At 59.4% G+C, this 13,148-nt stretch carries 16 protein-coding genes; 11 read left to right on the forward strand and 5 right to left on the reverse strand.

Annotated elements, in window-relative coordinates:
- Positions 1-25: 25 nt before the first annotated feature.
- The 3 genes from CCGE531_RS06940 to CCGE531_RS06950 are packed head-to-tail and all read right to left on the reverse strand — an operon-like array spanning position 26 to position 1,597.
- Positions 26-508 carry a GNAT family N-acetyltransferase gene (locus CCGE531_RS06940; protein ID WP_120663531.1) on the reverse strand — a complete coding sequence of 161 codons (483 nt, stop codon included), beginning with the start codon at positions 506-508 and terminating at the stop codon, positions 26-28.
- A gap of 20 nt (positions 509-528) precedes the next feature.
- A complete protein-coding gene (locus CCGE531_RS06945; protein ID WP_120663532.1) occupies positions 529-1,047 on the reverse strand; it encodes a GNAT family N-acetyltransferase in 519 nt (172 codons plus the stop codon).
- 40 nt (positions 1,048-1,087) lie between these two features.
- Positions 1,088-1,597: a cupin domain-containing protein gene (locus tag CCGE531_RS06950; protein WP_120663533.1), complete on the reverse strand. Its 510-nt coding sequence runs from the start codon at positions 1,595-1,597 to the stop codon at positions 1,088-1,090.
- A gap of 197 nt (positions 1,598-1,794) precedes the next feature.
- Between CCGE531_RS06950 and ribH the strand changes: the two genes are divergently transcribed.
- From ribH to CCGE531_RS06965, 3 genes are all read left to right on the forward strand, one after another.
- A complete protein-coding gene (ribH, locus tag CCGE531_RS06955) occupies positions 1,795-2,250 on the forward strand; it encodes a 6,7-dimethyl-8-ribityllumazine synthase (protein WP_120663534.1) in 456 nt (151 codons plus the stop codon).
- A 3-nt stretch (positions 2,251-2,253) separates the two neighbouring features.
- Positions 2,254-2,736: a transcription antitermination factor NusB gene (gene nusB / locus CCGE531_RS06960; RefSeq protein WP_112344153.1), complete on the forward strand. Its 483-nt coding sequence runs from the start codon at positions 2,254-2,256 to the stop codon at positions 2,734-2,736.
- Positions 2,737-2,985: 249 nt separating this feature from the next.
- On the forward strand, positions 2,986-5,124 hold the full coding sequence (locus CCGE531_RS06965) for a sodium-translocating pyrophosphatase (RefSeq protein ID WP_120663535.1): 2,139 nt from the start codon (positions 2,986-2,988) through the stop codon (positions 5,122-5,124).
- A gap of 194 nt (positions 5,125-5,318) precedes the next feature.
- Here CCGE531_RS06965 and CCGE531_RS06970 read toward each other — a convergent pair whose 3' ends face one another.
- Entirely contained in the window at positions 5,319-5,831 is a 513-nt protein-coding gene (locus tag CCGE531_RS06970; protein ID WP_120663536.1) for an outer membrane protein assembly factor BamE, read from the reverse strand.
- Positions 5,832-6,111: 280 nt separating this feature from the next.
- On the opposite strand from CCGE531_RS06970, the gene CCGE531_RS35300 reads away from it, so the two are divergent.
- The 8 genes from CCGE531_RS35300 (at position 6,112) to CCGE531_RS07010 (ending at position 12,626) form a co-directional block, all read left to right on the forward strand.
- On the forward strand, positions 6,112-6,669 hold the full coding sequence (locus tag CCGE531_RS35300; RefSeq protein ID WP_120663537.1) for a ubiquinol-cytochrome C chaperone family protein: 558 nt from the start codon (positions 6,112-6,114) through the stop codon (positions 6,667-6,669).
- 10 nt (positions 6,670-6,679) lie between these two features.
- On the forward strand, positions 6,680-7,237 hold the full coding sequence (locus tag CCGE531_RS06980; RefSeq protein WP_120663538.1) for a DUF177 domain-containing protein: 558 nt from the start codon (positions 6,680-6,682) through the stop codon (positions 7,235-7,237).
- A gap of 101 nt (positions 7,238-7,338) precedes the next feature.
- Positions 7,339-8,385 carry a phosphate acyltransferase PlsX gene (gene plsX / locus CCGE531_RS06985; RefSeq protein ID WP_120663539.1) on the forward strand — a complete coding sequence of 349 codons (1,047 nt, stop codon included), beginning with the start codon at positions 7,339-7,341 and terminating at the stop codon, positions 8,383-8,385.
- A gap of 19 nt (positions 8,386-8,404) precedes the next feature.
- Positions 8,405-9,376: a beta-ketoacyl-ACP synthase III gene (locus tag CCGE531_RS06990; RefSeq protein WP_120663540.1), complete on the forward strand. Its 972-nt coding sequence runs from the start codon at positions 8,405-8,407 to the stop codon at positions 9,374-9,376.
- A 107-nt stretch (positions 9,377-9,483) separates the two neighbouring features.
- Positions 9,484-9,822 (forward strand): integration host factor subunit alpha, encoded by a 339-nt coding sequence (locus CCGE531_RS06995; RefSeq protein ID WP_120663541.1) that lies wholly within the window; start codon positions 9,484-9,486, stop codon positions 9,820-9,822.
- A 229-nt stretch (positions 9,823-10,051) separates the two neighbouring features.
- Complete coding sequence (locus tag CCGE531_RS07000) at positions 10,052-10,591, forward strand: MerR family transcriptional regulator (protein ID WP_120663542.1); 540 nt, start codon at positions 10,052-10,054, stop codon at positions 10,589-10,591.
- 345 nt (positions 10,592-10,936) lie between these two features.
- Positions 10,937-12,043 (forward strand): porin, encoded by a 1,107-nt coding sequence (locus CCGE531_RS07005; RefSeq protein ID WP_120663543.1) that lies wholly within the window; start codon positions 10,937-10,939, stop codon positions 12,041-12,043.
- Between the two features lie 256 nt (positions 12,044-12,299).
- The gene (locus tag CCGE531_RS07010) at positions 12,300-12,626 is read left to right on the forward strand and encodes a hypothetical protein (protein WP_120663544.1); all 327 of its coding nucleotides are present in this window, start codon (positions 12,300-12,302) and stop codon (positions 12,624-12,626) included.
- 179 nt (positions 12,627-12,805) lie between these two features.
- Here the strand turns inward: CCGE531_RS07010 and CCGE531_RS07015 are convergent, their stop codons facing one another.
- Positions 12,806-13,063, reverse strand: a complete 258-nt coding sequence (locus CCGE531_RS07015) for a hypothetical protein (RefSeq protein WP_120663545.1) — start codon at positions 13,061-13,063, stop codon at positions 12,806-12,808.
- Between the last annotated feature and the right edge of the window lie 85 nt (positions 13,064-13,148).

Below are 13,148 nucleotides of genomic sequence, written 5' to 3' on the forward strand. Positions count from 1 at the left end.
AGGCGTCTGTGGACGCCTCGGCAACCTAGGTGAGCGTCTTTTCCATCAGGAAGTTCGACAATATCTGGCCGCGCTTCTCTACTTGCTGCGCGGCCACGACGACAAAGCCCTTGCGCTCGAAGAAGGGGCGGGCGGTCAGGCTCGCCTCGGTGAAAATCCGCTGAAGACCCTGTTCGCGGGCAGCCCTTTCGACCGTTGCAAGCAACAGGCTGGCGACACCCTTTCCCTGATAATCAGGCGAAACGAACATCATATCGAGGCAGCCATCCGATTTCAGATCGGTAAAGCCGACCGGCAGTGAACCATCCATCGCAAGCCAGGTCGGCCGGCTCGCTCGATATTGGGCCCAGACCTCGGGATCGTCGACCTTCGCCCAGGCAGCGATCTGGGCGGGGCTGTAATCCCTCGATGCCACCTCGCGAATGGCCCTTAGGAAAATGTCGATCGTGGCTTGGGCGTCACCCGGTTCGTAAGGTCTGACCGAAAACTTGTCCTGCGAAACCGGCATGATAGTCCTCTCGACAGCGCCTAACGCTCGAATATGGCATTGCACCTGTCCTTGAACGTTACTTCGCCGATACGGCGGAAGCCGATCTTTTCGGCGACCCGCAGGGACGGTACGTTCTCCAGGTCCACGATGCAGGTCATGCGTCGGCCTGCGAACTGGCTGTCCGCCCAGGCAATCGCCGCGTTCATGGCTTCCGTCGCATAGCCCTTGCCCTGCATTGGCGGCGTAATGCCCCAGCCGGCCTCCAGCGTGCCTTCCGTCATCGGCGTCATGTCACGGTGCAGATCGAGAAATCCTACTTCGCCGATCAATCGGCCGCTTTGGCGTTCCTCGACGGCAAAGAAGCCGAAACCGAGATGATGCCATAGGCCGGCATAGCGCAGGAGGCGGGCCCAGACCTGTTCGCGTGTCGGCATTTCGCCGCCGATAAAGCGGACGACCTCCTTGTGTTTCCAGAGGTCAAGGAATTCTTCGAAATCATCGAGCCTATGGCCGCGTAGCAGCAGGCGATCGGTCGTCAGCGTCGGAATATGGGTCATGGTGATATGGAGCTTTGCTGAACTACATCTTTGATGGTGCTTAGTCGTTCGAGGCGCCGGGCTCGCCGTCCCAGTAATCGAGATTGCCGGCGGCAGTGCGGCCGATCGTACGGAACGTCGCCTTGCCGTCGTTATTGGTCTTCGCCAGGAACTTGCCGGAATCGGGATATTCGACAATTTCCGTTCGTGCCTTGGTGGAAATGGCGAGATAGATGAGCACGCCGGGACCGGTATTGATCAGCTGATGTGCCGTCTCCGGGCCGCCTGCCGGCGCACCCAGCACATCGCCGTTGCTGACGGCAAGACGCTGGTCGCCGAAGCGATATTCGCCTTCGCCGTCGAGAATGACGAAGAGTTCTTCCTCGACATGATGGTTGTGAAACGGACAGCCGGACTTTCCGGGCGGTACCTCGTTATAGCTGATCCCAAGGCCCTTCAGGCCGAGCATCGCCCCGAACGAGGCGTCGCTGCCGGCAAAGAAGCTGCCCTGTTGCCAATGCTCCAGCTCGAGCGCGCCGATATTGACGGCGGGTGTGAATTTCTTCGTCATGAACCTCCCCCTCGCAGGCTTCAAATTATTATCGAAGCGGTTGCGTGTGCGGAAGCCACAATTTCCGCGGTGCGCCGATCATTTCCAAATAGGGCCGGAATCGGCGCGGGCCATTGAAAAACACTTGCCAAGCGAGGCCCGCCGTGGTTTGACCCGGCCTAACAAGGTGCCGCGCCCTCTCAATCCGCAGGTGATGTATGACCAGCTCTTCCAATGCTCATATCCTTATCGTCGAAGCCCGCTTCTATGACGATATGGCCGATGCCCTGCTCGACGGCGCCAAGGCCGCTCTCGATGCGGCCGGTGCGACCTATGACGTCGTCACCGTCCCCGGCGCGCTGGAAATCCCGGCGGCAATTGCCATGGCGCTCGATGGCGGCGACAATGGTAATGTCGTCTATGACGGCTATGTCGCTCTCGGCATGGTCATCCGCGGCGAAACCTATCATTTCGATATCGTCGCCGGTGAATCCTCGCGTGCGCTGATGGATCTGGCCGTCAGCGAATCCCTCGCGATCGGCAACGGCATCCTGACGGTCGAGAACGAAGAGCAGGCCTGGGCTCGCGCCCGCCGGTCGGATAAGGACAAGGGCGGTTTTGCCGCTCGCGCAGCGCTGACCATGATCGCGCTGAAAGAGAAGTTGGGTGCATAATACATGAGCAATCAGGATAACGAGCGACCGGCAAAACCCGCGAACCAGCGGGGCGCAGCGCGCCTTGCGGCGGTGCAGGCGCTCTATCAGATGGATATCGGCGGAACCGGCGTTCTGGAGGTGGTGGCTGAATACGAGGCCCACCGTCTCGGACAGGAGCTGGACGGCGAGACTTATCTGAAGGCCGACGCCTCTTGGTTCCGCTCCATCGTATCAGGCGTCGTGCGCGATCAAACCAAGCTCGATCCCCTGATCGGCTCCGCCCTTCAGGACGACTGGGCGCTTTCGCGCCTCGACAGCACCGTGCGCGCCATCCTGCGCGCCGGCACATTCGAGCTTCTCGACCGTAAGGACGTGCCGGTTCCGGTCATCGTCACCGAATATGTCGAAATCGCCCATGCCTTTTTCGAGGAGGACGAGCCCAAGCTCGTCAATGCGGTGCTCGACCGAATCGCCAAGCAGGTTCGCGGCGAAGCCAAGAAATAAGGTTCTGCGAGCGCGCAAGTGGTGACGCCAGTCACTTTCGTTTCCTTCGTTCGCGCCTGATTTCACCTTCGAATATTCTTTTGAACCTCCTGCGGGTATTTTACCCGCGGGCGGTCTTGACGTGACGTTATCCCAACAGCAATCTCGCAACTGCACATTGGTCGATCCCCTGGAGGAAGGGGCTGACCGTTGTCGCCACGCGGCCGCGGGAGGAGTGAACCGCCGGCTTTTTTGGAGGGAAAAAACGAAATGTCGATTCTTTTAGGAGTGATCGCATGCGGACTGCTCTCGGTGATCTACGCCGTATGGGCAACCCGGTCGGTGCTATCAGCCGATCAGGGCAATGCACGCATGCAAGAGATTGCCGGGTATATTCGTGAAGGAGCGCAAGCCTATCTGGCGCGCCAGTACAGAACCATCGCCATCGTCGGGATCATCGTTTTCATCGTGGCCTGGCTTCTTTTGTCGTCCGAGGCCGCTTTCGGCTTCCTGATCGGCGCAATCCTCTCAGGCGCCGCAGGCTTCATCGGCATGCATGTCTCCGTGCGCGCCAACGTCCGCACCGCGCAGGCCTCGTCGCAAAGCCTGTCGGCGGGCCTCGATATCGCCTTCAAGTCGGGCGCCATCACCGGCATGCTGGTCGCGGGCCTCGCCCTGCTCGGCGTCTCCATCTACTTCTACGTCCTGACCGGCATCCTCGGCCATGAAGCCGGATCGCGCGATGTCATCGACGCGCTGGTGGCGCTGGGCTTCGGCGCTTCGCTGATTTCGATCTTCGCCCGTCTCGGCGGCGGTATCTTCACCAAGGGCGCCGACGTCGGCGGCGACCTCGTCGGCAAGGTTGAAGCCGGCATTCCGGAGGACGATCCGCGCAATCCCGCCACCATCGCCGACAATGTCGGCGACAATGTCGGCGATTGCGCCGGCATGGCGGCCGACCTGTTCGAAACCTATGCGGTTTCCGTGGTCGCGACCATGGTTCTCGCCTCGATCTTCTTCGCCGGCTCGCCGCTCCTCGGCTCCGCCATGATCTATCCGCTGGCGATCTGCGGCACCTGCATCATCACCTCGATCATCGGCACCTTCTTCGTGAAGCTCGGCGCCAACGGCTCGATCATGGGCGCCCTCTACAAGGGCCTCATCGCCACAGGCATCCTGTCGATCGTCGGACTGGCTGTCGCTACCTCGCTGACCATCGGCTGGGGCTCGGTCGGTACCGTCGCCGGCTTCGACATCACCGGCACGAAGCTGTTTACTTGCGGCATCGTCGGCCTGATCGTCACGGCGCTGATCGTCGTCATCACCGAATATTACACCGGAACGAACAAGCGGCCGGTCAATTCCATCGCCCAGGCGTCGGTAACCGGTCACGGCACCAACGTCATCCAGGGTCTCGCTGTCTCGCTCGAATCGACGGCGTTGCCGGCAATCGTCATCGTCGGCGGCATCATCGCCACCTATCAGCTTGGCGGCCTCTTCGGCACCGGCATCGCTGTCACCGCCATGCTCGGCCTTGCCGGCATGATCGTCGCACTCGATGCCTTCGGGCCTGTCACCGACAATGCCGGCGGCATTGCGGAAATGTCGCATCTTCCGCCGGAAGTGCGCAAATCCACCGATGCCCTGGATGCGGTCGGCAATACCACCAAGGCCGTCACCAAGGGCTATGCCATCGGCTCGGCCGGCCTCGGCGCACTGGTATTGTTCGCGGCCTATTCGAACGACCTGCGATATTTCGCGGCTCACGGCGACAAGTTCCCGTATTTCGCCAATGTAGGCACGATCTCGTTCGAGCTTTCGAACCCCTACGTCGTCGCCGGCCTGCTGTTCGGCGGCCTCATCCCCTATCTCTTCAGCGGCATCGCCATGACGGCCGTCGGCCGGGCCGCCAGCTCGATCGTGGAGGAGGTGCGCAGGCAGTTTCGCGAGAAGCCGGGCATCATGCAGGGCACCGAACGCCCGGACTACGGCCGCGCCGTCGACCTCCTGACAAAAGCCGCCATTCGGGAAATGATCATCCCGTCGCTGCTGCCGGTGCTGGCTCCGATCGTCGTCTATTTCGGCGTCCTGCTCCTCTCCGGCTCCAAGGCTTCGGCTTTCGCTGCTCTCGGTGCATCGCTGCTCGGCGTGATCATCAACGGTCTGTTCGTCGCCATTTCGATGACGTCGGGCGGCGGTGCATGGGACAATGCCAAGAAGAGCTTCGAGGACGGTTTCGTCGACAAGGACGGCACGCGCCATATGAAGGGCTCTGAAGCCCACAAGGCGTCGGTGACGGGTGACACCGTCGGCGACCCCTACAAGGATACGGCGGGCCCGGCAGTCAATCCGGCAATCAAGATCACCAACATCGTTGCCTTGCTGCTGCTCGCCGTTCTCGCCGGTTAAAGCATATCGCGCAAAAATGCGCAGCGGTTTTGCGTCCGGAATTGCTAGGAAACAAAGAGATGGAGCGGTTCAGAGATTCCATGAAAAGCTGAACCGCTCTAAGCCCGATGAAGACTTAAGGAAAGCAAACCGAACGCATAAAGAAAACCCGCGGGGCGCGTGCCTCGCGGGTTTTTCTTTGAAGGCTTCCCGGCTTATTGGCCCGGGTTGAGGTTGTTGAGGAAGTTCCTCGCACCATTGACGCCGCCAGCGCCGCCGCCCTGCAGGATCTGTTGCAGGAAGGTAATGTCGCGACCGCCGGTCGGTGTCGTACGGCTGATCATGTCGAAGACCTTGCCTTCCTTCAGCGTATAGTTGGCTTCCTGCTTCACGATACCGTCCTTGTCGAAATAGATCGCCAGGATGTTCTGGTCGACCAGCTTCGGCTTCATGAAGGCGACGGCGCGCGTGCGCTTCTGGGAGATATAATAGAAGACCTCGCCGTCGAAGGTCGCGGTGGTCGACGGCGTGCCGAGCGAGAGCAGGACCTGCTCGCGGCTGGAGCCGACCGGCGCAAGCGCGAGCGACTGCTGATCAAAGATGTAGCCGTTGTTCATGACCTCGCTGGTCTTGCAACCTGAAAGTCCCACGGTCGCAATCACCAGGGCGATGGCGGCACCGCTGCTGAAAGTAATGTCAGACTTGAAATACCGTCTGGTCAACGACATCTCATCTCCCCTAATGAATCAATCCGATGGCCGGGCGGCCGGTATGACCTTGCTGTGCACATCATTGTGGCCTTTCCGCGATTGGAAAAGGCACAAGGACGTTGTTCGGCACTCTTCATCACCGATCATGCACAATGTGACGACGGTAAGGGCAGGAGCCTCGAAGCGGGCACAAACGGCATTGCAATTCGCGCCTGCTTCGGTAAACCAGCTTTTGCGTGGATGCAACACGGCCAAGCAAAAACGGCGCGCTCTAAAGGAGCCAATTCCGGGAATTCGCATGATTTTTGGGCTCTTCCGCAAAAGAAATCACAATCAGATCATCGTCGTCAGGCAGTATGAGGTCCTGACGTCCGTGGCGCGGCAGCCGGTTTTCTATACCGACTATGACGTGCCGGATACGGTGATGGGGCGCTTCGAATTGCTGTCCGTGATGATGATCCTGTTCTTCCGCCGCACGCGGTCGTCGGCGACCAGCGGCCAGGAACTTGCACAGGAAATCGTGGATGCGTTTTTCGAAGATATCGATTATTCGATCCGCGAGCTTGGGATAGGCGATAACAGCGTGCCGAAGCGCATGAAGAAACTGGCTGGTATGTTCTATGGGCGGCTTGAAAGCTATGCGGCTGCCATGGATGGCAATGATCGCGCGGCGCTTGCTACGGCACTGCAGCGCAACATCTATCCCAAGGCGGAGCAGGCGGCGGCTTCCATGGCCGAGCTGGCCGGCTGGATGCTGACGGCGGAAGTGCATCTGGCGGCGATAACTGAAGATCAGATCGCCACGGGATCCGCGACGCTACCGCAGCCGGCCAAACTCGACCGACACGTCGGTTAGGAGAAGAAAAATGAAAAGACATGATTCAGAAGAAACGCCATTTTCCTATCCGGTGAAGGTCGGCCATATTTCCGCCAACCCGGTGGACGTGCACATCGAAGCGGATAATCGCGAGCTTGTCGGGCTTGCCGCCCTTTGGAATGTCCTTTCGGTGGGCAAGCTCGAAGCCGATCTCAAGATCTCGCGCTGGAAGCGCGATGGCGTTCGCATCAAGGGTAATGTCAGGGCAAAGATCGTTCAGGCCTGCGTGGTAACGCTGGAACCGGTCGACTCCGAGATCGATGAGGATTTCGAGCATATCTTCGTGCCCGAAGACTCCAAGCTGGCGCGTGCGCCCTCCATGGATACCGGCGAAATGGTGCTTGATCCGGACGGTCCGGATCTTCCGGAGACCTTTACCGGCGATACGATCGACGCCGGCGCGGTCGTTACGGAATTCGCCGCGCTTGCCATCGATCCTTATCCACGCAAGCCCGGCATCGAATTCGAAGCGCATATTGAAGACACCGGCGAAGATGACAGGAAACCTTCGCCCTTTGCCGTTCTGAAAGACTGGAAAAAGGAATAAACCCCGGTGCCGACCGAGCACAATTCAGTTGTAACCGAGGGAGAAAACGGTATTTTGACGCCAAATTCGCCAGGCTGGTGGAGAAAAAGGACTAGGGACGCGTGATCAGAATTTCTCTTGACCTAATGGGTGGCGACTTTGGCCCAGAGGTTGTTGTTCCCGGCGCGGCCAAGGCGCTGGATAGGCATCCCGATATCACGTTCATCATGTACGGACAGAAGGATCGCTGTGAAGCGGTCCTCGCCAAATATCCGAAGCTTCGGGAAAAATCGATCTTTCACGAGTGCGATGTCGCCATCAGCATGGATGAAAAACCGAGCCAGGCGTTGCGCCGCGGTCGTTACGTTTCCAGCATGTGGCGTTCGATCGAGGCCGTGAAGGTGGGCGAGGCCGATGTCGTCGTATCCGCCGGCAATACCGGCGCGCTGATGGCGATGGCAAAATTCTGTTTGCGCACCATGGCCAATATCGAACGTCCGGCGATCGCCGCGATCTGGCCGACGCTGCGGGGCGAAAGCATCGTGCTCGATGTCGGCGCGACCATTGGCGCCGATGCGCAGCAGCTGCTCGATTTCGCCCTGATGGGCGGCGCCATGGCGCGCGCGCTCTTCGAGATCGAGCGCCCGACCGTCGGCCTGCTGAATGTCGGCGTCGAGGAAATCAAGGGCCAGGAAGACGTCAAGGATGCCGGCCGCCTGATCCGCGAGGCCAATCTCGAATCGCTTGACTATTTCGGCTTCGTCGAGGGCGACGATATCGGCAAGGGCACCGTCGACGTCGTCGTCACGGAAGGTTTTTCCGGCAATATCGCGCTGAAGGCGGCGGAAGGCACCGCAAAGCAGATCGGCGCCTATTTGCGCGCGGCCATGTCGCGCACGCTGCTGGCGCGCATCGGCTATGTCTTCGCCAAAGGTGCTTTCGACCTGCTGCGTGAAAAGCTCGATCCCAGCAAGGTCAACGGCGGCGTGTTCCTGGGCCTCAACGGCATCGTCATCAAGAGCCACGGCGGCGCGAATGCAGAAGCCTTCGCCGCCGCCGTCGACGTCGGCTACGACATGGCCAAGAATGGTCTCACGCAGAAAATCGAAAACGATTTGAAGAAATATCATGCCAAACGGCTGCCCCCGATCGGGCCGGAAGCGGCATGAGCGACGGGGTACACGCAGAATGATCCGTTCAATAGTTCGCGGTTTCGGGGCGGCGCTCCCCAAACGCGTCATGACCAATGCCGAGATGGAGCAGATCGTCGACACGAGCGACGACTGGATCGTGCAGCGCTCGGGCATTCGCCAGCGCCATATCGCCGGTGAAGGCGAAACCACGGCGTCCCTGGGCGAGCAGGCGGCGCGTGCCGCCCTCGCCAATGCCGGTTTGACGCCGGATGATCTCGATCTGATCATCGTCGCCACCTCGACGCCGGACAATACCTTTCCGGCAACGGCGGTGAATATCCAGAGCCGGCTCGGCATGCATCATGGCTTTGCCTTCGACGTGCAGGCCGTCTGCACCGGCTTCGTCTATGCGGTGACGACGGCTGACGCCTATATTCGCTGCGGCCTTGCCAAGCGCGTCCTCGTCATCGGCGCCGAGACGTTTTCCCGCATCCTCAATTGGACCGACCGCACGACCTGCGTGCTCTTCGGCGACGGCGCCGGCGCGCTGATCCTGGAGGCGGGCGAGGGGAGCGGCGCGACGACCGATCGCGGCGTGCTCACGGCAAGCCTGCGTTCCGATGGCGCGCACAAGGACAAGCTCTATGTCGATGGCGGTCCTTCCACCACAGGTACGGTCGGTGTGCTGCACATGGCGGGCCGTGAAGTGTTCAAGCACGCCGTCGGCATGATCACCGATGTCATCCAGGCTGCCTTCGATGCGACGGGTACCACGCCTGATGATCTGGATTGGTTGGTGCCGCATCAGGCCAATCGCCGCATCATCGACGCATCCGCCAAGAAGCTTGGAATTGCTCCCGAGAAAGTTGTGGTCACCGTCGACCTTCATGGCAATACCTCGGCCGCATCGATCCCTCTCGCGCTTGCCGTTGCGGCTGGCGACGGTCGAATCAAGAAAGGCGATCTGCTGATGCTGGAAGCCATGGGCGGCGGCTTCACCTGGGGGGCGGTGCTGCTGCGATGGTAGCGCCACATCTCTAAAAGCCGTTCCGAACAAGAGCTTGACCGCTCGTCGCAAGGGCAATAGTCTCGCAAGACTTGAAGAAGATTACGCATTGATATGGGCGGGGAGCTATGACGGGCAAGACAGTGACGCGCGCAGACCTGGCGGAGTCGGTATTCCGGAAAGTCGGTCTCTCCCGAACGGAGTCGGCGGAGCTCGTCGAGACTGTGATCGATGAAGTTTGCAACGCCATCGTGCGTGGAGAGACCGTGAAGCTCTCCTCGTTCGCGACTTTTCAGGTGCGCGACAAGAACGAGCGTATCGGGCGCAATCCGAAGACCGGCGAGGAAGTGCCGATCTCTCCGCGGCGGGTCATGACCTTCAAGGCGTCGAACGTCCTCAAGACCCGCATTCTGAAAGCGCATGCAAGCCGCAAGGCGAAGACCAAGCCGGCAAATCCCGCCTCCTGACCCATCCCAGAGATTCGTAGCGATATCGGCCGCATGCCTTGTTCAGCGGCCTTTTTGACGTGCCGCTGCCTGTCTTTCGGCGCTTGCCTGTGCAGGGGCTGAAGAGATGACTTGAATTTCCGCCGCCAAACCGTTGAAATATGGTGAGTCGCATCGGTATGAAGACCCATACCCGCCTTTGCGTGATCCGGCCCGAATGGCGCCGCACGCGCCCTGTAGGAGTAAGATGATGGACAAGAGCCCGGATGCATTTCGCACGATCAGCGAAGTCGCGGAAGACCTTGATCTGCCGCAGCATGTCCTACGGTTCTGGGAAACCCGGTTTCCGCAGATCAAACCGATGAAGCGCGGCGGCGGCAGGCGCTACTATCGCCCCGAGGACGTCGACCTGCTGAATGGCATCCGCCATCTGCTCTACGATCACGGTTATACGATCAAGGGTGTTCAGAAGCTTCTGAAGACCAATGGCAACAAGTTCGTCATCGCAGTCGGCCATGGCGATCTCGCCAGCGTCGAGGCGCTTGCCGCGGCGCAGGAGCCCGCGACCGTCGAGCCGCGTGTTGGTTCCGGCAATGCCGAAGAAGATCAGATTGTCGGCCGCGCCAAGGCGCCCATTAGTCGTCGTTTCTTCAATTTCGTGAGCGGCGACGATAGCATGCCCGATGTTTCCATCGGCAAATCCAGTGTCGGCAAGGAAGATCGCGCCCTGCTGCAGGAAACGCTTTACGATCTTTTGGAATGCAAGCGTCTGCTCGATCAGGTGCGATAACTGAACCTGATCACGTTGTGGATCATGCAGGACGTGTTGCGTTCCGGCAATGTGCAACGACAGTTAGGTCTCGTCATGACTTGCGCGTTCCCTGGCTATGCAGGGATTGTAACTTCATTAGCCGGAAAATGAGCGTGATAATTTTGTCACGCCCGCACTCTTCTGCATTATGAAAATTAGTTCGTAATCCTTATTAACTTGCCGAGGCCGCGTCGCAGGTCCAGCTTGGCGACGAAGCTTCTTTGCTTCGCCCTGTATGAGGGGAACAGCCAGTCAGGCTATGGAGGGGCACGCTGTTGTCCGCCGGGAGACTCCATCCCTGATGGATAGTCGAATGGAGACACCATGAACATCAAGAGCCTTCTTCTTGGCTCCGCCGCTGCCATCGCTGCAGCGAGCGCCGCCCATGCCGCTGACGCTATTGTCGCCGCCGAACCCGAACCGCTTGAATATGTCCGTATCTGCGATGCGTACGGAACAGGCTATTTCTATATTCCCGGTACCGAAACCTGCCTGAAGATTGGCGGAAAGGTTCGTACGGAAGGCGAGTGGTATGATGCTTATAATCCGCGCAGCAGGGTCGGAACGCTCTGGCACGAGCGCGTGGAACTCAATGTCGATACGGCGACCGACACCGAATATGGTCCGCTGAAGACCAACACCATCTTCCGCTGGGAGTGGAACGATGGTGGTGCGACCTCTTCCAAGCTCCTGTTTGCCAATATCAGCCTCGCTGGCTTCACGGTTGGCAAGCTCGACTCGCAGTTCAACCTCTATGCCGGTTATGCCGGCGATGTCATCAACGACGACGCGATCTATGACGGTCCGTACGAACTCAACCAGCTGACCTACAACTACGACGCGGGCAACGGCTTCACGGCTGTGATCTCGCTCGAAGACAGCTACTCCACCTCCGATGGCGAGGCATCTTACGGCGCCGGATGGTGGACGGACGACAAGTCCAATCATTACGCCCCCGACGTCGTCGCCGGTGCTGGTTACAAGGCCGGCAACTGGGGCTTCAAGATCGTCGGCGGCTACGATTCGATCGTCGAAGAGGGTGCGATCAAGGCTCGCATCGACGCCAAGTTTGGCGGCGTGGAAGCCTTCCTGATGGGCGGCTGGAACACCGATGGCGATAAGCTCAACAAATATGCCGGCACCAACCAGGACGTTTCCGCCTGCACGACCTCGAGCGGTGCTGTCAACGCTGCCAAGTGCGGCTGGGGGGACTGGGCTGTTTGGGGCGGCGTCGGCGTGCCGATCAATGACAAGCTGAAGTGGAACCTGCAGCTTGCCTACACCGAGTCCAAGATCTTCGAAGCGACCACCAATCTCAAGATCCACCCGGTCAAGGATTTCCTGGTCGAACCTGAATTGACCTACATGCACTATGATTTCATCAAGGACGACACGCTTGCCGGCATTCTCCGCTTCGAGCGGAATTTCTGATCCGAGATGAAATGTGATCTCCATCGCCCGCGTGTGTATGCACGGGCTGAATGAAGAAGGCCCTGTTGTTCGACAGGACCTTCTTCATTTTTCGGCTTTATCCTATTGAGTTGTTAAGCAAAATACCATCTTCGCGAGTGCTTTCAGGCGTTTCCGCCGGTCCTCTGGCGCTATTTGCACGACTCTTGCTTGCTAAAGCTTACCGTTGGCTGTATTCCGCTCCCTTGGGACTATATCTTAAATTGCCGGAGGGAATATGCGTATACGTGCCACCGTGGCCGCGAGCCTCGTCGCCATTACCACCATTCTGTCGAGCTGCCAGACGCCGCAGGAATCTGCGATGAGTGCCGAAATGACCTGTCAATCGCAGGGGCTCCGTCCCGGCACGCAGCGCTACAATCGCTGCGTCGGCACGACCTATCAGGCCAACCGCGTCCAGGCGCAGCAGGCTGAAAATCAGGCTGCCGGACTTGCCGCTGCCGGGATCATCGGCGGCGTTCTCGTCGGCGCTGCCGTCAGCGACAATCATCATCGCGGCTACTATGGCCGGCCTTATTATCGCCGCTGCTATCGCTGCTGGTAAGCTTGGCCGTCGCCAGCTATTCGAATGCGTCCTCCGTCGGCTCACACCGGCGGAGTTTTCGTTTCATGAGCAACCTATGCAATTCCAGGAAAAGTGCACAGCGGTTTTCCGTCCGGAATTGCGTAAAGCAAAGAGTTAGAACGGTTCAACGATTCCATGAAACGCTGAACCGTTCGCCGTCAGAGTGGCGGGCTCGTCACCTGGCGGTTGACGAGCTTCAGGCTCCGGTCGGGTTGGATGATGTAGGTTTCCACGACATCCTCGCCCCACTGGTTGGTGAAATGATGCTGGAATTGCGAGCCGGGAGGCGATTGTGTCAGCTTCATGTGTGGTTGGCCGCCATAGGTGATGCTGCCTGGAATGGGCTGCAGCGGTTCGGCCGTGTTGCATGCGGCAAGCAACGGTGCGCACAGCATCAGCATTATAACGGGTTTCATGGCTTTAACCTTCCGCTCGCTTTGTATCCCCTGAAATCCGTCGCGCAATAAAGACGGAGGGGCATCTATGAGTGTGGCTCCAAAT

The organism is Rhizobium sp. CCGE531 (assembly GCF_003627795.1).
In the GTDB taxonomy this organism is placed as follows: domain Bacteria; phylum Pseudomonadota; class Alphaproteobacteria; order Rhizobiales; family Rhizobiaceae; genus Rhizobium.

What these genes read in the sequence shown, in the direction of transcription:
- CCGE531_RS06940 (WP_120663531.1), bottom strand. Translation starts at nt 508, where the DNA reads ATGCCGGTTTCGCAGGACAAGTTTTCGGTCAGACCTTACGAACCGGGT.
- CCGE531_RS06945 (WP_120663532.1), bottom strand. Translation starts at nt 1,047, where the DNA reads ATGACCCATATTCCGACGCTGACGACCGATCGCCTGCTGCTACGCGGC.
- CCGE531_RS06950 (WP_120663533.1), bottom strand. Translation starts at nt 1,597, where the DNA reads ATGACGAAGAAATTCACACCCGCCGTCAATATCGGCGCGCTCGAGCTG.
- ribH (WP_120663534.1), top strand. Translation starts at nt 1,795, where the DNA reads ATGACCAGCTCTTCCAATGCTCATATCCTTATCGTCGAAGCCCGCTTC.
- nusB (WP_112344153.1), top strand. Translation starts at nt 2,254, where the DNA reads ATGAGCAATCAGGATAACGAGCGACCGGCAAAACCCGCGAACCAGCGG.
- CCGE531_RS06965 (WP_120663535.1), top strand. Translation starts at nt 2,986, where the DNA reads ATGTCGATTCTTTTAGGAGTGATCGCATGCGGACTGCTCTCGGTGATC.
- CCGE531_RS06970 (WP_120663536.1), bottom strand. Translation starts at nt 5,831, where the DNA reads ATGTCGTTGACCAGACGGTATTTCAAGTCTGACATTACTTTCAGCAGC.
- CCGE531_RS35300 (WP_120663537.1), top strand. Translation starts at nt 6,112, where the DNA reads ATGATTTTTGGGCTCTTCCGCAAAAGAAATCACAATCAGATCATCGTC.
- CCGE531_RS06980 (WP_120663538.1), top strand. Translation starts at nt 6,680, where the DNA reads ATGAAAAGACATGATTCAGAAGAAACGCCATTTTCCTATCCGGTGAAG.
- CCGE531_RS06990 (WP_120663540.1), top strand. Translation starts at nt 8,405, where the DNA reads ATGATCCGTTCAATAGTTCGCGGTTTCGGGGCGGCGCTCCCCAAACGC.
- CCGE531_RS06995 (WP_120663541.1), top strand. Translation starts at nt 9,484, where the DNA reads ATGACGGGCAAGACAGTGACGCGCGCAGACCTGGCGGAGTCGGTATTC.
- CCGE531_RS07000 (WP_120663542.1), top strand. Translation starts at nt 10,052, where the DNA reads ATGGACAAGAGCCCGGATGCATTTCGCACGATCAGCGAAGTCGCGGAA.
- CCGE531_RS07005 (WP_120663543.1), top strand. Translation starts at nt 10,937, where the DNA reads ATGAACATCAAGAGCCTTCTTCTTGGCTCCGCCGCTGCCATCGCTGCA.
- CCGE531_RS07010 (WP_120663544.1), top strand. Translation starts at nt 12,300, where the DNA reads ATGCGTATACGTGCCACCGTGGCCGCGAGCCTCGTCGCCATTACCACC.
- CCGE531_RS07015 (WP_120663545.1), bottom strand. Translation starts at nt 13,063, where the DNA reads ATGAAACCCGTTATAATGCTGATGCTGTGCGCACCGTTGCTTGCCGCA.